Source organism: Mesorhizobium sp. B4-1-4 (genome assembly GCF_006439395.2).
GTDB lineage: Bacteria > Pseudomonadota > Alphaproteobacteria > Rhizobiales > Rhizobiaceae > Mesorhizobium.
Genome location: NZ_CP083950.1, coordinates 6,148,344 through 6,169,645 on the forward strand (window position 1 = coordinate 6,148,344; position 21,302 = coordinate 6,169,645).

A 21,302-nucleotide genomic window follows, 5' to 3' on the forward strand; every position below is an offset into this window, starting at 1 on the left:
GATTGGAAATGAAACGCCGACCAGAAATGACGTGCCGCACATGTAAGCCGCCCTAAGCGGGTGAACACCATCGCGTTGTTAGATGGGTCGATCTAAAAAGCACATTTGACGAGGGCACACCGCTGATGGATTGTACTTGCTGCCTACGTTCATGTTGTCACGTGGGTCTACGGTGCGAAGGCTTTCAGATCGAAAGCGCTGCTTCGCCGGAAGCTTTCCATCCCTAGAACACCGGAGCAGTGAAAATGAGCACTGGAGCCCAATTCTCGAATTCGTTGGCCGCAGCGGACATAGCGACCGGCCTGCATCCTTTCACGAACGCTCGCCTGCACGAGACCAAGGGGCCGCTTATCATGGATCGCGGTGAAGGGATTTACGTCTATGACATCAACGGCAAGCAATACATCGAAAGCTTCGCAGGCCTGTGGTCCGTAGCAGTCGGATTTAGCGAGTCGCGGCTCGTCAAAGCCGCGACCAAGCAGATGCAGAAGCTTCCCTTTTATCATACGTTCAATCATATGAGCCACGAGCCTAACATCCGGCTGGCGGAGAAGTTGGTCGAGATGTCCCCTGAGCAATTCACTCGGGTGTCCTTTACAAACTCGGGCTCGGAGGCAAACGACACCGTTGTAAAGATGATTTGGTACGTGAACAACGCACGGGGGAAACCGGAAAAGAAAAAGTTTCTTGCCCGGACTAAAGGCTATCACGGCATTACGATGGCGTCTGGCAGCCTCACTGGGTTGCCGAACAACCACCGCGATTTCGACCTACCGATCATCCCGGTAATCCATCTCACGACGCCCCACCTACGCACTGCAGGCCATGATGCAGAGACCGAAGCTGCCTTCACTTCCCGCTTGCTCAAGGAAGTCGAAGACACGATAATTGCAGAAGGACCCGAAACGATCGCGGCATTCATCGGTGAACCACTGATGGCTGCTGCTGGCGTTCTGGTGCCGCCGGCAGGCTATTGGCAGGGAATAGAGTCCCTGTGCCGCAAATACGATATTTTCTTGGTAGCTGACGAGGTCGTGAACGGGTTTGGCCGTCTTGGTACAATGTTTGGGTCGGTGTACTTCGGGTTTAAACCCGACATCATGGTGACGTCGAAACAGCTCACGTCATCCTACATGCCACTGGCAGCAATTCTCTTCACTGAAGAAATCTACAATATCCTAGCAGACAACACGGCCAAGATCGGCACTTGGGGACATGGTTACACGACGACCGGCCACCCTGTTGCCACTGCGGTTGCACTTGAAAACCTTAAGATCATTGAGGAACGGGATTTGGTCGGCAACTCGGCACGTGTCGGCAAGGTCTTCATAGAGAGCCTCCACAAGCTCTCGGATCACCCCCTGGTCGGGGATGTCCGGGGTGTCGGTCTGATGGCAGCTGTGGAAATGGTGCCCGACAAATCTTCCCGAAAGGGGTTCAACCAGTTAGGAAAGGCGGGCGCAAAGGCCTTTGCTTCAGCGCTCCAGCATAATCTGATCGTCCGGGTTGTAGGCGATCAACTCATATTTTGTCCTCCGCTCATCATTACCGAAGAGCAGGCACTCGAGGTTGTGGCGAGGACCAGCAAGACTTTGGACGACGTCGCCGATTTCGTTTCCAGGGAAGGTGTTTACTAGCTGCTGGCTCGTTGGCGCGCGATGGCTGTCGCTGGTGCGGGGGGGGCGCAGCGGTTCTCGTCTATCTCAATGCGAGATGAGAACATATGCAAACTGCATTTGACGCTAGCTGCAGCATCGCTAATCTTCGGCGAAACAGGTGAGTGGCGGCGATCCAATACTCCACCACATACGCATTTTCGGGGAAAATGCATGGTCAATGCGGCAGCTCAGCTGGGACCTAGTAGCACGACCAAATGAGCTAAATTCAGCTTACGACAAGACCTCGGGAAAATCAAAGAAGCATATCCTAAAGTAAGGGAGGAAACCATGGTATCTGAGATGTCGAAATTCAATCGATTCACGAAGGGCCCCACTCGGCGACGCGTGCTGAAGGGCGGCCTTGCCATTGGCGGCGGTGCGGCGCTGGGCGCGATTCTTGGGCCGGAGGCATTGCTCAGTCCGGCGAGGGCGGAGAGCAAAACCCTGACGCTTGAAACCGGGACAGGCATGTACGCGGATTGCTTGCGCACTTCCTTTTTCGAACCATTTGAAAAGGAAGCAGGGATCAAGATCCTGACCAGTCCCGAAAACGCCGATAACTCGAAATTCAAGCTCGCGGTGACCACCCGTCACTATACCTCTGATGTAATGGATGTCAGTTCGGCATTTGCTCAACCTCCGAACGGTGAGAAATATCTTGAGCCCATCGATTATTCGGTCATCAACAAAGCGGACTTGATCCCGGACCTGGCGCAAACCTATGCTGTCGCGCTTGACGATTTTGCCTACACTCTCGGATATAATTCCGAGAAGACAGGCGGAAAGATTCCGACGGGCTGGGATGATTTCTTTGACCTGGAGAAGTTCCCCGGCAAGCGCGGCGTTGGAGATAGCCCGAATACGATCCTTATTATGGCCTTGCTTGCCGACGGTGTGGCACCCAAGGACATCGTGCCGCTGGATTTTGACCGTGCATTCAAGAAGCTGAACACCATTAGGAAGGATTTGGTGTTTTGGGAGACGGGCGCCCAGGTCCAAGACCTGCTCATATCGGGCGAAACGCCGCTCACCATGATGTATGCCAATCGTGTTGCCTCGGCACATGCCGACGGTAAGCCGGTGGGGCAGGTCTGGAACGGTTTCCTGGTTGCCTCCGATATGCGGGCCGTAGCCAAGGGGAATCCGAACAAGGACCTGGCAATGAAATATCTGGCCTTTGTCCTGAGCAAAAAAATCAACGGGACGCAGACAAGCTGCATCGCCCTCGGCCCCGCGAACATCCATGCGGAGACCAACCCGAAATGGGGCGACGCGTATCCCTCCGGTCATTTGGACAAGCCGCACGTGCTGCTCGATAGTCCGACGCTCGCGTCATGGCTGGGCAGCCACTATGATGAGATCAACAATCAATTTCAGCAATGGAAGGCGTCCTAGAACGATACAAACCATGCTGGAGCTTTTGAATGTCTGTGTCGCTTAGCCCGTCCAATAACCTGGCGTCCGGGTATCGAGGCCTCTTCCGCCGGTGGTTCCGAGCCGTTCGCGGAACATCGTCAAATCCGGTTTCCAGGCAAGACGAGGCGCAGGCAGCACCAGCCAACCGATGGGGATGGCTGGTGCTGCCGGCCTTGATCTTTTTGGTGTTGTTTTTCATCTGGCCGTTGGCGTTTGTAGTGGTCCAAAGTTTTGTGGATCCCAGTCCCGGCTTCGCAAATTACATTCGTCTCGTGTCTTCCCCAATCGTGGGGGAGACCTTTCTCACGACTATCGAGACGGCCCTTGTAGCGACGTTCGGGGCGTTGCTCATTGGCTATCCCTACTCATATCTCATGTACATTTCGTCGGCGAGGGTGGCCACGATCCTGCAACTGGCTGTACTGATCCCCTCATGGGTCAGCTTCATTGTGCGGACATATGCCTTAACCGTGCTCCTGCGTGATACCGGGGTCGTAAACACCACGCTGATCGACTTGGGGGTTATCAGCACGCCATTGCCATTGATCCGCAATAATTTCTCAGTGATGTTCGGCATACTGGCTGTTCTGTTGCCCTTCATGGTCTTTCCGATCTTCGCGGTAATGCGCCGGATCAGCCACGACTATTCACGGGCCGCGGCGATTTTGGGGGCGGGACCCGTGCGGACGTTCGTTCGCATAATTCTTCCGCTCAGCATGCCTGGCGTCCTTGCCGGGTGCGTCCTCGTGTTTGTCATCGGGCTAGGTTTCTATATCACGCCCGCGCTTTTGGGCAGCGGTCGGGATCTGTACGTGGCCCAGCAGGTCGTCATCGCTGTCCAGCATGTGGAATGGGGATACGGGAGTGCAATCAGCGTGGCCCTGCTTTGCGTGACGTTTACGGTGCTAATCGTTGCCAGCGCTTTCGTCCGGTTCCGCGACGTCTTCGGCGTGGGGGTTTCCGAATGAGGCCCAAGTTCTTCTCTCGGCTCCTGTTTGGCGTCTTTGGTGTCATGGTGTGCCTTTTCTTGGCGGCACCGCTGCTGATCGTTGTGCCGTTGAGCTTCACCGAAGCTCGGGAAATGATATGGCCGCCTGTGGGCTTCGACTTCCACTGGTACGATGTGGTGCTGTCCAGTTCTGTCTGGCAAAGCGAAGTCGTCTCCTCGCTCGAGGTCGGTATCGGTTCGGCAACGCTAGCCACCGTGCTTGGTCTGTTTGCGGCGCTTGGGCTCGTGCGCGGCAGGTTTGTTGGAAAGCGCCTGGTGTCGGCGTTGCTTCTGTCGCCGTTGATCGTTCCTACCGTCGTGATTGCCATCGGCATGTTCTTTTGTGTGGACCTTTGGATGGCAGATCGGACCGATCACGGTGGGCGGCAATCTGGTGGGGACCGTGCTCGGGCTGATCCTGGCACACGCCGTTCTGAACCTGCCGTTCCCCATTATCATGATAACGGCTTCCCTGGTCACGGTGGATCGCAATCTCGAGCGTGCCGCCGCGATTATGGGCGCCAACCCGCCCATGGTTTTCTTGCGCGTCACCGCTCCGTTGATCCGGGTGGGGATTTTATTCGGGTTTGTCTTCGCGTTTCTTGGATCCTGGGACGAATTTATCGTGGCGTCGTTCCTGACGAGCCCGGCTGTCATCACCATTCCCGTCGGTCTCTTCAACGAAGTGAAACTTTCCATCGACCCTACGGCGGCCGCGATCTCGACGCTTCTTCTGGCAGTCACTTCGCTCATTCTCGGGTTCATGCTTTTTCGAGGGAAGCGCCAACTTCTCGGCGATAGCGTGCAATGATGAACATCCAAACACGACGGGACGAGGTAATGCACGAAACGACGTCGCAGGCCCTGGTGATGCAAGGGGTTACCAAGAAATACGGCAATCATGTCGCTGTCGACGCAATCAACCTCGAATTGCGCAGGGGCGAGTTCATGACTTTGCTCGGCCCTTCCGGCTCCGGCAAGACCACCACACTGAATATGGTGGCGGGGTTTGTTCACCCGACCGCAGGACGAGTTTTGATCGACGGGCAGGACGCAACGCACATACCTCCCCACAAGCGCGGTATCGGCATGGTATTTCAGAACTATGCGCTGTTCCCGCATCTGACGATTGGACAGAACATCGCGTTCCCGTTGACGCGCACCCCAAAGGCCGCGCGTGCCGGAATGGTGCGCGAGGCGCTGCGCCTTGTGGGACTGGAGGGACTGGAGGAACGTTTCCCGCGGCAGCTTTCAGGGGGGCAGCAACAACGCGTGGCTTTCGCGCGGGCCGTCGTTTACCGGCCGCGTCTCCTGCTCATGGACGAACCATTCGGCGCACTCGACAAGAAGCTTCGGGAGGCGCGCTGCAACTGGAGGCGCGGCGTCTGCATCAGGAATTGGGCATCACCGTATTGCACGTGACCCACGATCAAGAGGAAGCGCTGGTCCTGTCTGATCGGATCGCAATATTCAATCGTGGGCGTATAGAGCAACTGGACAATCCCAAGGGCATCTACGATCATCCCAAAACGGAGTTCGTTGCCGACTTCATTGGCGAGGCGAATATCTTCCGCGGGGTCGTGGGCCGCGACGGCGAGACGATCTCCGTCAAAGGGGACGGTTGGCATCTGCTTGGACCGGCGCACTGCAAAGAGGCTCTCGCGCCCGAATCCCGAGCTGCCTTGGTGATCCGGCCCGATAAGCTGGTCCTGGTTCCAGTCAATTCGCCGATTGCATCCGGCACGCAACGAATCATTGGCCGTGTGCGGCAGGTCGTGTACCTGGGCGGCACGCTGAAATACGAAGTGGAAGCGCTGAATCAAGCCATCTATGCTCGGTCGAAGTCGGATGCCTCGAGCTTCCAGGCGACTCCAGGCGAAGACGTAGGGGTGGAGTGGCGGACGGAGCACGGCGTCGTCGTTCCGGCGAATTGATCACCGAAGAAGCGGCATTTGATGCGCCGGTTTGCCGGGCTTCTGATAGCATAAAACGCCATATCTCATTGCGGTTGGAGGCGCTGCCTATTTGATATCAAAAGCGATCAAGTCGGCACGGCTCGTCGCGTTCGAGGATTTGGGGATGGAAGCCGTATATGAATTCGAGGTGCAGGACATGCCGGTGATCGTGGCTGTCGATGTTGAGGGCAACTCCATCCACGCTTCCGGTCCGCTTGAGTGGCGCAACCGCATGGCGGCCGATAGAAGACCACGCGACATCGGTGTTTGAGTCCGTCGCGCCTTCGCTCCTAGTCCAGGCTCGCAATGATACATCTTTTCAACTCCGAGCCCGTGTTTCCGTCATGCCTGCGGCCGGTCCTGCTGGCCAACTCAGCAGGAACGAGCTTTCGAAGTATTTCCCGTGCGCAACCGCAGCTCCGAGATCTCTTGGCGCATACTGCCGATATCTTCAGCGTTTCAGCCACGCTGGCCCGTGGGCATGCCTAGGCTCGCCATGGCTGAGCGGCGCCAAATGTTGTTATCGCATCGACTCGTTTCAGTAATAATGGCCTAGTGGGGGAAATCACCGCCGAAGGCGGCTTTTGCAATAGAGGACCATGAAGCCGAAAACCGACACGCTGCGTCTGGATGCTTGGGACCTGCGCATTCTTTCCGAGGTCCAATCCGATGGTCGGATTTCCAAAGCCGAGCTCGCAAAACGCGTGCACCTTTCGGCATCTGCCTGTTCGGAGCGGCTTCGCATTCTCGAAGCCGCGGGCATCATCGAAGGGTTCTACGCAAGACTAAGTCCTGCCCTCATCGGTGGCATGGTCTTCGTCATGGTCGAAGTCGTGCTGGATCGTCATCGCCTCGAGGACCAGCGCCATTTCGAAAACGCCGTTAGAGATATTCCCGAGATTCTGGACTGCTGGGGCATTGGAGGCCGAGTGGATTATCTGATGCGCGTCGCTGCCCCATCCATGGCCGCGTATCAAGAGTTCATGGAGCGATTGCTGCAGACGGGCCTTGGGATCGATCAGTATTATAGCCTGGTCGTTACCAAGCCTGTGAAGTCGAATTCACCGATCCCGGTCTCTTCTTTGCGGCAACGATAACTGGAGCAGCGCTTTCCACGGGTTTCGATATGAAATCCGCGAATTGTTTGGTTAGAGCTTCGCAATCCGCGAAATCCAAGGTGTGTTCCTCGCTAGTCTCGTCACTGAAATAGCGGCTGACGAAGCGTTCTTCGCCAAGCGATCGAGAGGAGTACGGCTATGGGTTTGACCAATTTGGGAACAGCACAGCTTCAAGAGAAGGATCGGACCTTCGTGTTCCATCCCTCGACACATCTGGCAAAGCACAGCCGTGGCGAGACGCCCAACCGCATCATGGCCGGCGCGGAAGGGGTGTATATCTGGGACACCGATGGCCGAAAAAGCCTGGACGGTTTCGGTGGGCTCTACTGCGTGAACATGGGGTATGGATGCACAGAAATCGCCGACGCCATCGCACAGCAAGCCAAAGGCCTGCCGTTCGCGCATGTGTATGCCGGCCAGGGCAGCGAGCCGGTCGCACGATTGGCGGAAGCTGTGGTGGAGTATTTCGGTCAGGACATGCGAAGGGTCTTTTTCGGTCTTTCCGGTTCAGACGCCAATGAGACCAACATCAAACTGGTATGGTACTACAACAATATCCTCGGGCGACCCGAGAAGAAAAAGATCATTTCTCGAAATCGCGGCTATCATGGGTCGGGGCTCGTCACCGGGAGCCTGACCGGTCTCGGTTTCTTTCACAAATTCTTCGACCTGCCTTTGGACATGGTGCGGCATACAACGACACCGCACCATTATCGTCAGGCGCATGATGGCGAGAGTGAGGAGGCCTTCTCGAGCCGTTGTGCGGCTGAACTCGAAGCACTTATTCTGGCCGAGGGACCGGAGACGGTTGGGGCCTTCATTGGTGAACCAGTACTTGGGACAGGCGGCATCATTCCCCCGCCAAAGGGATACTGGGCTTCCATACAAGCCGTTCTCGCCAAGTACGATGTTCTTCTAATCGCTGACGAAGTGGTTTGCGGGTTCGGCAGAACCGGCGAAAAATTCGGCTCTCACCTCTACGGCATCCGACCGGATTTCGTGACTGTCGCCAAGGGATTGAGTTCCGCCTACCTCCCGATTTCTGGGTCGATCATCGGGGATCGCGTCTGGTCCGTTCTGGAGCAAGGAACCGAGAAACATGGCGCTCTTGGGCATGGCTGGACATATTCCGGCCACACGCTCTGTGCGGCTGCCGCACTTGCCAATATCGAACTGCTCAAGGAACGAAAGATATTGGAGCACGTCCAGGACGTCGGACCCTATTGGCACGGTCGCATGAAAGCCGAGCTGGAGGGGCATCCCATCGTTGGAGAAGTTCGAGGCGTTGGAATTCTATCCGGCGTAGAGCTGATGCGAGATCCAAAAAGACGGGTCCCGTTCGAACCTGAACTTCAGGTCGGTGCGCGCGCTGCCGCCGCTCTGCTCGAGAATGGTGTTATCGGCCGAGCCATGCCGCATGGCGACATCCTCGGGTATGCTCCCCCCTTGATCATCCGCCGGAGCGAAATCGACATGATTGTCGAGGCGACTGCGCGGTCGGTTGACGCAACGTATCGAGCGCTGAAGGGCGAAGGGGCTATATGAGCCCACCATGCTCAGCCGCCCTAAATCAAATTGAGCGCTGTTCAGCAGCCCGCAGGGCCTCTATTCAATCCTAGGTAGGCTCTTTTCTCGGCTCTTGCCAATGGGGAGGGCCGAGACTGGATGCGGCACGTCATCTTGCTTAAGTCCAATGAGGTGATCGACGACGGGCCGCCCTCCATAGACAATGTCTTCCTCGATTGCTGTAGCCACGATGGAAGCATCCTTTGCTTCCAGGCCCGCCAGAATACGAGCATGCGGATGGGATGTGTCGGAAACGGCAACTGTGCCCGGATACAGAAAATTCAGATAGGGACCAGTCTGAACCCAAAGTGACTCGATCATGGCGACCAGGATGTCCCGGCCGGCCGCCTTGTACAGGACAAAATGGAAGCTGCGGTTAAGTGCGAGCGTTTCTTTGAAACGAGCCTCGTTCTTGGCGCGCAGCAGGCGTTCATGAAGGCTTCGCAACTCTTGGGTGAGTGAAGGCGTCGCGTTTTCAGCAGCGCCTTTGCCGGCAAGCGTTTCGAGTGCGACGCGCATATCGCGCAGTTCTACAAAGCGCGCGAGGGTAAGGTTTGGTACGCGCGGCGATCGACCCGGCTCCACGATCAATGCCCGCTCCGCGGCAAGCTTCATGAGCGCCTCCCGTACGGGAGTTTGGCTTGTTCCCAGTCGTTCCGACAGCTCACGGAGTTTGAGAGCCTCCCCGGGCTCAAATTGGCCGGCGATGAGTTCCTTTCGAATCTCAGCATAGGCGCGTGATGCTAAATTGGCACGGGACAGTTCGCGCATCGCTTCGGCAACTTTCTCAGGACAGACCTCGACATCAATATGCAGATTTCTTTGGGATAGGCATAGGGGAAGCCCCTTGTCATCGCAAAGATTATTTTTTATAAAATATCAAAGATTGGGTTTTCCGCCAGTGCTTTTCTAAGCCCACGGAACTCCCGCGGGCTTAGTGCAGGACAGTGGAGCTGGCAGGTGAGTGAGCGCTGGAAGAACAAGCCGGAGGGAGCGAACTGGGGGGTGTTCGGAGATGATGACGAGTTAGGTCGCGTCAACCTCCTCACCGACGAGCGCCGACTAAGAGCCGCGACGGAGATAAAGACTGGGAAGACGTTCTGCCTCAGTCTGCCCCTGGATTTGCCCGGCGGCACCGCTCTTAATCCGAACAGGAAACCACCTGAGCGCCATCTTGCGCTGCGCAAAGGCGGAAAGCCAAGCGTTAACTATCCACTTCGACTGGAAAACGAGCACTATATAGATACGTCCTGTGATGACAGCATCACGCTTTACACGCAGTACTCGACCCAGTGGGACGCCCTCAGTCATATTGGTCAGTATTTCGATGCCGATGGCGACGGAGTTCCCGAGGTCGTCTACTATAATGGGTTCAGGGGCGGCACAGATATACTGGGACCGGACGACAAGGACGGAGCTAGAGCTCGGCGATTGGGAATCGAAAAGCTCGCCGAAACCGGTATGCAAGGGCGCGGCATTCTAGTGGACCTGGCCAAGATTTATGGAACAGCAAGAAAGTGGGTGGGCTACGACGACTTGATGCGTGCGCTGCAAGATCAGACCGTGGAGGTCGAACCGGGCGATATGCTTTGTTTGCATACGGGATTTGCTCAGTTGCTCATAGACATGAAAGGGACGCCCGACCCCAAGGTTCTGCACAATGCCTGTGCGGTGCTTGATGGTCGGGACGAAAGGCTGCTTGGTTGGCTGGAAGTGAGCGGCATTGCTGCGCTGATCGCCGACAATTTTGCTGTTGAAGGTTACCCCAGCCCGGTGCCCGCCGGCTGTCAGCATTGCGCAGCACTCCCGCTCCATCAGCAGTGTCTCTTCAAATCGGGCATCCCACTTGGAGAACTCTGGTACCTAACTGAACTTGCTGGCTGGCTCGAAAAAAACGGTCGCAACCGCTTCTTTTTGACCGCGCCGCCACTGCGTCTGCCTGGCTCTTTCGGCTCGCCGCTGACGCCGGTAGCGACGGTATGAGGTCTTGCGCGATGAAAAACAATGTCGGGAACGTTGTATCGCTTGGCCGTCGGGCACGTAGTGAATTGTTGCGTGGCAGGCTCGGAAGCGAATCCGCGCGGCGGACACTTTCGACATCGGGCGATGTGTCGGCATCATGTTCACTTCGATTCCGCCCTCGGAATTCGGATCGGGCTCGCGGCACACGGCGGGATGCCCGGTGAGGTCAACCTCACAGGCAATTCTGTTTGCCAGGCGATGGCAGCGGCAGGGTCAGCTGCCATCGCCTGACGAAGGCCCGAAAGGATTGGGCATGTCAGCGCGTCCGCGCCCGTCGAAGCCGGTGTTCCCTAACACCGACTTCATCCCAAGCAGGAGGTTGGAACCCGATGAAGCAATCGCGCGAAGCGGAAGCATTCGACCCCCGCCGAAACATCACCCCTAACGTGATGCGCCTAGGTATCTCGCACACACAAACCGCTCAAAAAGCCGGTGTACTGAACGAACGCCTCGAGCGCTCCGATGATTTCGCAGCCTCGCTCGCTGCGCCGACCATAAGAGGGGCGGGCATTGTCGATTTCAGGCGCCTGAGATATTTCCTCGGTGTGGTGGAAGCGCGCAGCTTTACCAAAGCCGCGGAGCGGCTACACGTCGCGCAAAGTGCGCTTAGTCTTCATATCAGGCAGATGGAGGAAGGCTTCGGCACATCGCTCCTGGTTCGCGACAGAACAGGTGTCACGCCTACCATCGCTGGCTATAAGCTGGCACATCACGCGCGCGCAATTTTGCAAAGGGTAACCCTCGCCGAAGAAGAATTGACCAACGCAGCGAAGTCACCTTCGGGCGAAATCACGATCGGCATATCGTGTGGGGTCGCACGGATGATGGTGAGCAGGATTCTCGCGCTGGCGAGAGAACAGCTGCCAATGGTCTCGATCAAGATTGTTGAAGGGATGAGCGGCCCCATCGAAGAATGGCTGGCTCAAGGTCGTTTCAGCCTCGCAATCCTCGAAAGCACCGTCGAAAACCAAGATGCTGCGATCCTGGCCCGCGAGGAATTTTGCCTCGTTGTGCCTCCGAACAAACCACCGTTCGAAAATACGGTGCGGTTGTCCGATCTGCAGAAATTTCCGTTAGCTATCCCGGTAAGGGCGAACAGCATTGGACATTCAGTCACCAACCTCATCGCGCGCCATGGCTGTGCACTGGACGTACGGTTTGAAATAGATTCGCTCTCCACCATCATCGATATGGTGACGGATGGGAAGGTCTGTTCGATACTGACCCCATCGGCGATCCAGCGCGAAGCATCGCTCGGCCAGCTGCGTTGCGTGAAGATTGTCGATCCCGCTATCTCGCGGACTGTCGTTCTTGCAGCAAATCCAAGAGAGGAACGAAGTGCGTTACTGGGAGCGGCGCGGGCGCTGGTTTCGCAGGTTGTGAAAGACTTGGCACTAGAAGCGACCGAAGCCAAAGCAACTCCTGAAGATGTGGAAGCACAGATAGCCACCATCGCGCCGCATAGGCCTCCGGCCCGACGCGAGCATAATGTATTGATGTACCAACAAGACCGAGTTTGAGGTCGAAATCGTCGCTCAGGGGTTTGGATCCGCCTGAGCCGTTGAAACGACAACAGACACCTGCTCGCTCCAGCCAAGCGCTCCTAGTTGCACGTGGCAGCTCAGCTAAGCTTGGCTCGACTTTGAGAGGCAGGGCGCACCGGCGGTCAGAGTTGTCGCAAATGCGAGCAAAAACCCAATCGGTGCGCGTGTCCAAGCCCGCAGCTATCGCGCAAGCCGTCCGCCGTCCACGTTCCAACCCACACCACGTACTTCGTCGGCGTCCTCCGAGCACAGGTACGCGACAAGTCCTGCGATTTGCTCTGGCTTCACGAACTGGCCGGAGGGATGGCTGGCCGATACCATCTCGAAGGCGGCGCGTTCAAAGTCGACTCCGTCCTTTGCCGCTCGAGCCTCGATCTGCCGCTCCACAAGCGGCGTCATGACCCACCCGGGACACACCGCGTTGCAGGTGACGCCGGTTTGGGCAGTTTCGGAGGAAACCACCTTGGTAAGGCCGAGCAGGCCATGCTTGCTAGCCGCGTACGCCGCCTTATGCGGGACACCACGATAACCGCTAGCCGAGGAGATGTTGATTATGCGTCCCCAGTTGCGTTGCAACATCCCTGGAAGCACGCGCTGAATAGTCAAAAACGGCGCGGTCAGATTGATTGCCAAGACAGCATTCCACCGTTCAAGCGGAAAATCGGCAACGGGGGAAACATGCTGAATGCCCGCGTTGTTGACCAGGACATCCACGCTGCCCACGCTCTTCTCGACTTCCTCGATGAGAGTCGTGGCCACCGCCGCGCTACCGAGATCTCCACCGAAATGTCGCGGCCGCACGCCAGCTTCCGACGCCACGGCACAAATCGCCGACTCGACCTGCTTAGCATCCCCCAGCCCGTGGAGGCATACGGTTGCGCCCTGCCTTGCAAGTCTTCGCGCGATAGCAAGGCCAATACCGCTCGTTGAGCCGGTTATAAGCGCGACGCGACCTTCTAGGTGCGTGGCAGCCATAGCTGTATCTCCCGGCATCGCTCAGGCCAAAGCCCGTTGTTGGGACAGGTCAGACGCCCCCCGCGTTTCCACACACCAAGCCTCCCGTTGCTCCAGGACGGGCAGGGCAGCAAGTGTCTGGACGATGTGATACTGCGTTGGCATCTGTTCCCAAGTGGTGGGTTTGAATGTGACCTGCCCGGTTCCGATACGCAGCCTTTGCGTGGTCGGATTGCCCGCCGGCGGGGTCAAGCAGGCGTGAGCGACAGCAGCTTTTCCCCATTCGCCTGTTTTCGGGATGTATTTGTAGTGAAGGGTTCCGTCGTTCTGACTGCCTCCAAGACCTGGGTAGGTCGGCGTGCGGGGCTCGGCCTCGACAAGGTTGCTAAGTTCAAGGACCGCGAATTCATGCCCAAGCCATGATGCTGCACAGGTGACCCGATCTCCCATGATCCTAGGCGGAGGAAGGTCGCACCACAGTTTCGCAAACCCCAACTCCTCACGGCCGCTGAGAATCGGATCGGCAAGATTCTCCCACAGGACTGAAAGGAAGGTGCCGACAGCACGGTCCCGGTTGCCACCGAAGGCGGCAGGAAAGCGCACTTGAAGCATAGAATAGCCGCGGCCGGCCAACCAGGCGAGTTCGCTCAGCACGAAGAATTCCACCGTAACGACGGGCTCGCCGGCGAGCTCAAACTGCGGCGGCAGCAAATGATCAAGAGATTTAGGGTCCGTAAGAAAACTCACCGCCGCGGACCAACGGCGCGGGGTGTTCGACCAATCGAAAGGTCCATTGTCCGGCCCCTGCCGAGGCCCTGCGGTCGGTCCGAAGCCGTATGGCATTCGGTACATCGACCCTTCCTTATGCGCGTGAGGCACGATCAATCCTTATGTACGGCTAATGCGGAGGCTGCGATCCGGTACGAGACCATTCTAGTACCCGGCCGGAAACTTGCGACATCTCGCTTCGGGTTGGCTGCGGCTGACCGGCCGCAAGACGATATTGCTCGGTTATCGGCCGGATCAGCCTCTGCATCCGCACGACGACGAGACATCATGCGTTTGCGGGTGCTGAGCCAGGTCTGACAGACTGCCTACCAGCCCTGGCTTTGATGGGCGCAGTTGACCAAGTTTAAATCTGGAAGATTTTCCGCGGGGCGGATGTGAGCACGTCGGCGCCCTTTTCCGTCACCCGGAACGTCTCACTGATTACATAACCGAAATCTTCGTCGACCCAATTGCCCAACATTAGATGAAACGTCATATTCGGTTTGAGCACGGTCATGTCGCCTTCCTTCAGGCTTGCAGTGGGCTCAAGCCAGCCGATTCCGTGGGCGTAGCCGCAACGCGTATCTTTTTTGAAGCCACGCTTGGCGATGGTCCGGTTGAAAGCCTCGGCGACATCGCTGCAGGTCGCTCCTGGGCGAACGGCTCCAAGCGCTGCCTCCAGGCCTTCGACTTCGGCGTCGTGAATGCGCTGCAAGCGATCGTTCGGCGCACCAATCGAGTAAGTGCGCATAAGGCCGGCGGCGTAGCCGTGGCGCGAACCACCAAGCTCCAGATTGATTTGCGATCCGTCGCGGAAGACATCCTCGCTCCAGGGAATGTGGCAGGTTCCCGTGCGAGGCGATGAACACAGGCCCACCAGCTTGATGAGCGTCCCCGGCTTGCCGTTCACGCCGCGGACCAACGTTCCCACGATTTCCGCAACAGCATCGGCCTCGCGCACACCAGGGCGGATCACCTCGGCGGCACGCAGGACCGCTGCATCGGAGATGGCAGCACATTCCCGCATGACCTCGATTTCCAGATCCGACTTGACCAGGCGGATCCAGGTTACGGCTAGTGTACAATCCACGACCTTCGCCTTGGGCAAACGTCTCTTGAATTTCTCCGTCGCCGTTACCGGTAGGCTGTTCTGCTCGAGTCCAATGGTGCGGTTTGCGACGCCGGCGTCATTCAGGAAATCAATCAGTGTGTCATACCCATCCTTTTCTGGATTCCCGATCAGGTATTCCGGATACGCAATCACCTTGTTCCGATCCATGAACGCCTGGTGGAGCGCCGCCGGCGCATCACACTGGCGCAGAATAAACGATGGCTCCTCTTCGTCGATCAAAACAACGAGGCCTTGCGGCACATAACCAGAGACTGCCGTGTATCCAGTAAGGTAGGTAATGTTGTTCGGATCGGAAACGACGAGGGCATCGACATTGCGGCGGCCCATCTCTTCTTTGACAGTGCCAAGCCTGCGCAAGAATTCCGCGCGAGGAAACGCCTGTGGCCCTTTGGTGATCGTCATTGATTTCAACTCCATTTTGCAATTCTGAGACAATGGCCAAGAATGCCAGAGCGTCATTGCACGCTCGGGTGATCCTGCGCTCGATCAGCACTCGGGCCGCGTCAAAGGGCGCCGAGTCCGCTGTTCAGAAACAGCCGTTCCCATTGGCGGGAGGATCGAACGTTGGCTGGTGCAGGTCAAATGCAGTTTGTATATCAACGCCATCTAGCAGCGAGATACCCAGCACAAGGCGATATGGTCAGGTGGTCGATGCTTCAGCTTTCGCGATGTTGGAATTTTCGCCTCCGCCGCACAAGGAAGTCCTTTGCGCATCCGCGGGCTCGACGACCAGGTGCCAGAGTTTGGGATCTGCAGATGGAACCACAGCGTCGTTGCATCGAAGAGGCCAGCGGGTAATGCAGCTTGGTTCCCTGCAAATATTCACCGGCACCTCCGATGGACGATCTCGACCGACGTATCCTCTCGGCACTAAAGAACAACAATCGACTTTCATTCGCAGAGCTGGCAGAGGTCGTGGGGTCCTCGGGAGCCTCCTGCATGGACGCATCAACAAGCTGCGTTCGGACAATGTGATCGTGGCTGACATCTCGCTGGTAAACCCGAAAGCGCTTGGCAAATCTCTGACTGTGGTTGTTAACGTGGAGCTCGATCGCGAGCGGCTGGATCTGATCAATGAGTTCAAACGTGCGATGCGGGCGGAAAGGAAGTAACGCAATGCTATATGGTCACAGGGGATGCGGACTTCGTGCTAATTGTCGCGGTTGGAAGACGTTGAGGCATTCGACGTTTTCGTCAAAACGAAACTGTATACCAACGCCAATTTTCGCAAATTCAAGAGCATGATCACGCTCGATCGGATCAAGTTCGAACCGCGCGTTTTGGTATAGCGGCGTCCAATGCGAAAGAGGCGCACAGCTAAAGGGTAAGCGTCGTCTGGAACGCACCCGCGTCTAAAAAAGCTCAACGCGTCGTTCAACATCATGAGTGCCGAAGGGTATAATGGGACCAGACAACGAGGAGAGCTCTATGAAAGTCGAAACGAAACTCAGAATTGAACGAGGCGACGTGTGCGTAGCCGACAGGCTGGACGAGGCATTCAACCTGGTTACCGGGCATGAGCTTCCGGAAGCGGACCAGAAGCCCTTTGGTCGGATAAGAGGCAATGACTTTGGGATGGAGGACGCTGAGCGCGCTGTCGCAATCGTCCATAGCCGGAGCGCCCAGATACTGAAGCAGGCAGACACTGCCGATGTCTTTAAGGATCCGGCGCTTCAAGCTATCTGGGCCGATGGGCAGCGAATGGCAGCGGGGCTTGCTGTGCGGAAGGCAGACGAGTTCATGTCCGCTCTCAGGGATGATGTCCGCGAAGCCACAGGTAGCAATGACTAACTGCGCCCTTTCAAAATTGCTTGGGCATAGCCGTTTACTTAGGATCGCGTCGTACTTTCACTGAACCTTGCTGTGCAAAGCTCTCGGTGCGAGGGCGCGGTTGGAATAGGCCCAGGGCAGAAGTTCGTCGATCTGGCTGTTGGGATGTCCGCTGACGATCCTGGCGAGCACGTCCGCGAGGTAGGCAAGTGGCTCGACTCTATTGAGCTTGCACGTTTCGATGAGCGAGGCGACGACGGCCCAGTGCTCGGCACCACCGTCCGATCCGGCGAAGAGGGCGTTCTTTCGGTTGAGCGCGATCGGGCGGATCGACCGCTCGACGGTATTAGAGTCGATCTCGATGCGTCCGTCGTCGAGGAAGCGGGTGAGTCCCTCCCAGCGTGACAGCGTATAGCGGATTGCCTCGGCGAGCTTGGTCTTCTGGCTGATCAGGCCGAGCTTCTCGCGCAGCCACGGCTCGAACTCGACCAGGATCGGCCGGCTCCTTTCCTGGCGCACAGCACGACGGGCGTCTGCTGGCTGGCGGCGGATGTCGTCCTCCACGCGATAGAGCTCTGCGATGCGCCGGAGCGCCTCGCTGGCGATCGGCGCTGGGCCGGCTGCGGCGAGTTCGTAGAAGCGCCGGCGCACGTGTGCCCAGCAGAAGGCGAGCGTTGCGCCGCTCTTGTCGGCGAGCACGCGATAGCCGCCATAGCCGTCGACCTGCAGGATTCCGGTGAAGCCCGCCAGATGGGCGATCGGTCGCTCGGCCTTGCGGTCCGGCGCATAGACATAAGCGACGCCAGGTGGGTCGCTCCCCTGCCATGGCCGATCGTCGCGAGCGTAGGCCCAGAGCTGCCCGGTCTTGGTCTTGCCGCGGCCGGGATCCAGCACCGGCGCCGTGGTCTCGTCGGCAAAGAGCTTCGGCGAGGCTTTCAGCTTCTCCAGCAGCCGCTCGTGGACCGGACGCAGATGCCAGGCGGCGCGGCCGACCCAGTCGCCGAGGGTGGAGCGATCCAGATTGATGCCCTGCCGGGCGTAGATCTGCGCCTGGCGATAGAGCGGCAGGTGATCGGCATATTTGGAGACCAGAACCTGCGCGACGGTGGCCTCGGTCGGCAGACCGCCTTCGATCAGCCGGGCGGGCGCCGGAGCCTGCACGACCACGTCCTCGCAGGCACGACAGGCATATTTGGGCCGCCGTACGACGATCACGCGCAGTTGCGCCGGCACGATGTCGAGCCGTTCGCTAACGTCTTCGCCGATCCGATGAAGTCCGTCGCGGCAGCATGGGCAGGCATGGTCCTCGATGTCGACGACCATCTCGATGCGAGGCAGATGCGCCGGCAGCGCACCCCGGTTCGCCCGCCGCTTTGCGGTGCGCTCCCTGCGCGTGGCAGGATCGGCACGCTCGGCCTCTTCCTCGCCTGCCGCCTCGATCTGTTCGGCCTCCTCAAGGCCAAGCAGCAGTTGATCTTCGGGCAGGCTCTCGGCCCGGCGGCCGAAGCGGTGACGCTGCAATTCCTTGATGATCTGGGTCAGGCGAGCATTCTCGACATCGCGCGCCAGGACCATCGCCTTCAGCACATCCGGATCGTCGGGAAGCTGGTCCGCTGTCATCGCCATGATCGGATCAGACCATATTCGCCAGTTCCGGGCGACAGCGGAATCCAGGCTGATTCACTTGGTCGCGGATCAACCCGCCTGCGCCGGAGCGCGCGTCCGGCGGGCTTCATGAACCCGCCGCCAATCAAGCCCTTCAAGCAGCGCCGACAACTGAGCGGCCGTCAGCCGCATCACGCCATCCTGCACTTTCGGCCAACGGAACTCGCCATCCTCCAGCCGCTTCGCATAGAGGCAGACGCCGGTGCCGTCCCAGAAGATCAGCTTGATCCGATCCGTTCGTTTCGCCCGGAACACGTAGACTGCACCGCTGAACGGATCGGCGCCCATCGTCTCGCGCACCAACGCAGCCAGCCCCTCCGCACCCTTGCGGAAGTCTACCGGCTTCGTTGCCACCATGACCTTGACGGCGCCCGTCGGCCCGATCACGAGGTTGCCTTCAGTGCACGGATCACCGCCGCAACCGTCTTGGCGTCGGCTCCCCGGCCGACCCGCATGGCGATGCCGTCAATCTCAAGCTCGATCACGCCAGCATCTCGGGTCGCCTTCCGCTTCCGCGGCTGCGCTGGACGCGTCGGCGCGGGTTCCGGAGCCGGCGCCGTCACCACCGCCGGAACAAAGAGCGGTTCAGGTGCCGACGCCGTCAACGGCTGACGAGCGGCCCGACGCCACGCGAACAGTTGCTGCGGAGACAAGGCATAGCGCCTGGCCACCGCGCTCACGGTCTCGCCAACCTCGTAGCTTTCCGCCACGATCCGCGCCTTCTCATCCGGCAGCCATTCTCGCCGCCGACCGGCGCCAGTGAAGATCTCAAGCCGACGAACCGGCTCTTCATCCCTGGACTTAAGCGTAAGCTCTGAAATCGTCATGTGTCGAAGCCCTCGAGGCCTTCGAACATCGTTCCTTCCGGTCATGTGCGAAAGGTGCTGTCAGAACACCGCTTACGCTAAAGGTGAACGTGAAAGCGCTCCAGATGGAGACGTAAGGTTCGTTGGCCGCCGATCGAAGGCTTCTCGCGGCAAAGACGCGCGGGCGAGGCCAATTCCGCTAGGTACTCGCAATACGCCGGCAATCAGTTGGACCAGCTACCGACGACCACGCTGACCCCCGGGGGGAGGAGCGCGTAGATCACCGCTCGTGCGGCTGATTATTTGAGACAAGGCGATTTTCCACATCAATCGCCAGGCTTCTTACCCTTGCTAGCAGATCGGACCGCTAGCGCGTTTCCGAAACGCTGGACAGCAAAGGTGCAAGGACTTTGGCGCCGTCTCGAAGGTCGCGCTCCACAGCAGCTCGGGCCGCTTCCTGGTCATGCCGAGCGAGCGCTCGCAAGAGTTCTTCATGAGGATGCAAGCCGCGTGAGATAGGACGCGGTGCGGCTATGAAGAGGCGGATGGTGGGGCCCACCTGTGTCCAGAGGTTTTCGACAATCCTGCGCAGCACCGGCATGCGAGCGATCTCGATGACACCAAAATGAAAGCGTTCATTTTCCTCAAGGGCCTTGGAGGTATCATTTCTGCGGCGGGCCTCTGCCAGTCGATCGTGGATAGCCTTTAGCGATGCCACGTCTTGTGCAGTGGCAAGCTGGGCGGCTCGTGCCGCCGCTCGGCCCTCGAGGTCGACCCTAAGCTCTATGATTTCCTCATAGGTGGCGAGAGGCAAGTGGGGGACCCAGGCCACGCCGCGGGCATCTAGGTCAAGCGCGCCTTCTGAAACAAGCCGCAGCAAGGCTTCCCGCACAGGCGTTGGACTGACCTCCAATTCAACAGACAGGTTTCGATGGACGAGCTTCTGACCTGGCACCAACTGGCCCGAAACCAGTGCTGTGCGAACACGACGGTAAACCTTCTCGGTAAGCGTCTCTTCCTTTTCGACCGGACCGAGTGGTTCACGAAGTTCCATGGCTGGACCGATTAGAGAGATTCATCGCAATGAGCCTATAGCACTGTTGTCCGCCCGTTATCGTTGTTCGTCGCAGCACAGGCAGACAGGCCTGTCGATGCTGCTTACGGCATGTAGCTACCGCCTGTGACGTCTAAGGTTGCGCCTGTCAGGTAGGCCGCAGCGTCGCTGGCAAGAAAACTAACGACTTCGGCGACCTCGTTAGGCTCACCCATCCGCCCCACAGGAATGCTGGCGACGAAAGCTTCGTTTGCAGCTTGGGTTGAACCGGCTACCATTTCGCTCTTTATGCGGCCGGGCGCCACACTGTTCACCGTGACGCCAAACGGCCCAAGCTCAAGCGCCAACGTGCGTGCAAAACCCATCAGTCCGCTTTTGGACGCGCCATAGTAGGCGCCAGTGATGCTGCTGGGCGTATGCGCGGCTTGGCTTGTCATCATGACAATACGTCCCCAGCGGCGGCGCTTGAGCGCCGGGATGGCCCGGCGTGATAGGAGAAATGGCCCGGTCAAGTTAACGCTGATAACCCGTTGCCACTCGTCCAAAGGGATATCCTCGACAAGCCGCTTCCGACCCTCGACCTTTGGCGATATTCCGGCGTTGTTGACGATCACGCCAAGATCCGACCACCACCCGCCAAGCCTTTGTGGCAGATCTGCAACGGATGCTTCGTCCGAAACATCCAGTTGCACTGCTTGGGCTTGATAACCCTCTGCCCTAATGGCAGCCGCGGTGTCCTCGACGCTGGCAAGCACGTCCGCAAGCACCACCGGGTGGCCCACGGATGCCAATTTCCGTGCGATCGAGGCCCCGATCCCTCGCGCGGCTCCGGTAACCAGCGCAACCCTGTCACGATTATCCATCCAAATGCCCTCCTTCCGTGAGA

General features: G+C 58.3%; 23 protein-coding genes and 1 pseudogene. 15 read left to right on the forward strand and 9 right to left on the reverse strand.

The window, feature by feature from the left end:
* The first annotated feature begins 245 nt into the window (after window positions 1-245).
* From FJW03_RS29420 to FJW03_RS29460, 9 genes and pseudogenes are all read left to right on the forward strand, one after another.
* Window positions 246-1,637, forward strand: a complete 1,392-nt coding sequence (locus FJW03_RS29420; protein WP_140766168.1) for an aspartate aminotransferase family protein — start codon at window positions 246-248, stop codon at window positions 1,635-1,637.
* Between the two features lie 309 nt (window positions 1,638-1,946).
* Window positions 1,947-3,053 carry an ABC transporter substrate-binding protein gene (locus FJW03_RS29425; protein ID WP_226890506.1) on the forward strand — a complete coding sequence of 369 codons (1,107 nt, stop codon included), beginning with the start codon at window positions 1,947-1,949 and terminating at the stop codon, window positions 3,051-3,053.
* Window positions 3,054-3,082: 29 nt separating this feature from the next.
* Entirely contained in the window at window positions 3,083-4,042 is a 960-nt protein-coding gene (locus FJW03_RS29430; RefSeq protein WP_140767506.1) for an ABC transporter permease, read from the forward strand.
* A gap of 399 nt (window positions 4,043-4,441) precedes the next feature.
* Window positions 4,442-4,873 carry an ABC transporter permease gene (locus tag FJW03_RS29435; protein ID WP_226890507.1) on the forward strand — a complete coding sequence of 144 codons (432 nt, stop codon included), beginning with the start codon at window positions 4,442-4,444 and terminating at the stop codon, window positions 4,871-4,873.
* A 29-nt stretch (window positions 4,874-4,902) separates the two neighbouring features.
* Window positions 4,903-5,484, forward strand: a complete 582-nt coding sequence (locus FJW03_RS29440) for an ABC transporter ATP-binding protein (protein WP_226890508.1) — start codon at window positions 4,903-4,905, stop codon at window positions 5,482-5,484.
* Entirely contained in the window at window positions 5,460-5,996 is a 537-nt protein-coding gene (locus FJW03_RS29445) for a TOBE domain-containing protein (RefSeq protein WP_226890509.1), read from the forward strand. The genes FJW03_RS29440 and FJW03_RS29445 overlap by 25 nt, the downstream gene beginning before the upstream one ends.
* A 49-nt stretch (window positions 5,997-6,045) precedes the next feature.
* Window positions 6,046-6,288 (forward strand): annotated as a pseudogene (locus FJW03_RS29450) (fumarate hydratase C-terminal domain-containing protein); the annotation flags it as partial.
* Window positions 6,289-6,616: 328 nt separating this feature from the next.
* Window positions 6,617-7,114 carry an Lrp/AsnC family transcriptional regulator gene (locus FJW03_RS29455; protein WP_140767415.1) on the forward strand — a complete coding sequence of 166 codons (498 nt, stop codon included), beginning with the start codon at window positions 6,617-6,619 and terminating at the stop codon, window positions 7,112-7,114.
* 159 nt (window positions 7,115-7,273) lie between these two features.
* On the forward strand, window positions 7,274-8,680 hold the full coding sequence (locus FJW03_RS29460; protein WP_140767416.1) for an aminotransferase: 1,407 nt from the start codon (window positions 7,274-7,276) through the stop codon (window positions 8,678-8,680).
* Window positions 8,681-8,740: 60 nt separating this feature from the next.
* Here FJW03_RS29460 and FJW03_RS29465 read toward each other — a convergent pair whose 3' ends face one another.
* On the reverse strand, window positions 8,741-9,472 hold the full coding sequence (locus FJW03_RS29465) for a GntR family transcriptional regulator (protein WP_140767417.1): 732 nt from the start codon (window positions 9,470-9,472) through the stop codon (window positions 8,741-8,743).
* A gap of 189 nt (window positions 9,473-9,661) precedes the next feature.
* Between FJW03_RS29465 and FJW03_RS29470 the strand changes: the two genes are divergently transcribed.
* Both FJW03_RS29470 and FJW03_RS29475 read left to right on the forward strand, forming a co-directional pair.
* Window positions 9,662-10,684 (forward strand): cyclase family protein, encoded by a 1,023-nt coding sequence (locus FJW03_RS29470; RefSeq protein WP_140767418.1) that lies wholly within the window; start codon window positions 9,662-9,664, stop codon window positions 10,682-10,684.
* Window positions 10,685-11,052: 368 nt separating this feature from the next.
* Entirely contained in the window at window positions 11,053-12,243 is a 1,191-nt protein-coding gene (locus FJW03_RS29475) for a LysR family transcriptional regulator (protein WP_226890510.1), read from the forward strand.
* Between the two features lie 204 nt (window positions 12,244-12,447).
* Here the strand turns inward: FJW03_RS29475 and FJW03_RS29480 are convergent, their stop codons facing one another.
* The 3 genes from FJW03_RS29480 to FJW03_RS29490 form a co-directional block, all read right to left on the reverse strand.
* A complete protein-coding gene (locus FJW03_RS29480; protein ID WP_140767419.1) occupies window positions 12,448-13,242 on the reverse strand; it encodes a 3-hydroxybutyrate dehydrogenase in 795 nt (264 codons plus the stop codon).
* Window positions 13,243-13,263: 21 nt separating this feature from the next.
* Window positions 13,264-14,073: an acetoacetate decarboxylase family protein gene (locus FJW03_RS29485; RefSeq protein WP_140767420.1), complete on the reverse strand. Its 810-nt coding sequence runs from the start codon at window positions 14,071-14,073 to the stop codon at window positions 13,264-13,266.
* Window positions 14,074-14,353: 280 nt separating this feature from the next.
* Entirely contained in the window at window positions 14,354-15,523 is a 1,170-nt protein-coding gene (locus FJW03_RS29490) for a M24 family metallopeptidase (RefSeq protein ID WP_140767421.1), read from the reverse strand.
* A 435-nt stretch (window positions 15,524-15,958) separates the two neighbouring features.
* Here FJW03_RS29490 and FJW03_RS29495 point away from each other — a divergent pair, with 435 nt between their 5' ends.
* The 4 genes from FJW03_RS29495 (at window position 15,959) to FJW03_RS29505 (ending at window position 16,912) form a co-directional block, all read left to right on the forward strand.
* Window positions 15,959-16,096, forward strand: coding sequence for an AsnC family transcriptional regulator (locus tag FJW03_RS29495; RefSeq protein WP_226890511.1), 138 nt, complete (start codon window positions 15,959-15,961; stop codon window positions 16,094-16,096).
* 2 nt (window positions 16,097-16,098) lie between these two features.
* Window positions 16,099-16,233, forward strand: coding sequence for a hypothetical protein (locus FJW03_RS30155; protein WP_264296503.1), 135 nt, complete (start codon window positions 16,099-16,101; stop codon window positions 16,231-16,233).
* 11 nt (window positions 16,234-16,244) lie between these two features.
* On the forward strand, window positions 16,245-16,298 hold the full coding sequence (locus FJW03_RS29500) for a hypothetical protein (protein WP_226890723.1): 54 nt from the start codon (window positions 16,245-16,247) through the stop codon (window positions 16,296-16,298).
* 251 nt (window positions 16,299-16,549) lie between these two features.
* Window positions 16,550-16,912, forward strand: a complete 363-nt coding sequence (locus FJW03_RS29505) for a hypothetical protein (RefSeq protein WP_140767521.1) — start codon at window positions 16,550-16,552, stop codon at window positions 16,910-16,912.
* 57 nt (window positions 16,913-16,969) lie between these two features.
* On the opposite strand, the gene tnpC is transcribed toward FJW03_RS29505, so the two are convergent.
* The 5 genes from tnpC to FJW03_RS29530 form a co-directional block, all read right to left on the reverse strand.
* A complete protein-coding gene (gene tnpC / locus FJW03_RS29510; RefSeq protein ID WP_226890512.1) occupies window positions 16,970-18,517 on the reverse strand; it encodes an IS66 family transposase in 1,548 nt (515 codons plus the stop codon).
* 69 nt (window positions 18,518-18,586) lie between these two features.
* The gene (tnpB, locus tag FJW03_RS29515) at window positions 18,587-18,943 is read right to left on the reverse strand and encodes an IS66 family insertion sequence element accessory protein TnpB (protein WP_127242249.1); all 357 of its coding nucleotides are present in this window, start codon (window positions 18,941-18,943) and stop codon (window positions 18,587-18,589) included.
* Window positions 18,940-19,428 (reverse strand): IS66-like element accessory protein TnpA, encoded by a 489-nt coding sequence (tnpA, locus tag FJW03_RS29520; RefSeq protein ID WP_319022896.1) that lies wholly within the window; start codon window positions 19,426-19,428, stop codon window positions 18,940-18,942. The genes tnpB and tnpA overlap by 4 nt, the downstream gene beginning before the upstream one ends.
* 301 nt (window positions 19,429-19,729) lie before the next feature.
* A complete protein-coding gene (locus FJW03_RS29525; protein WP_140767074.1) occupies window positions 19,730-20,416 on the reverse strand; it encodes a GntR family transcriptional regulator in 687 nt (228 codons plus the stop codon).
* Between the two features lie 104 nt (window positions 20,417-20,520).
* Window positions 20,521-21,279: an SDR family oxidoreductase gene (locus FJW03_RS29530; protein ID WP_140767075.1), complete on the reverse strand. Its 759-nt coding sequence runs from the start codon at window positions 21,277-21,279 to the stop codon at window positions 20,521-20,523.
* Window positions 21,280-21,302 lie beyond the last annotated feature (23 nt).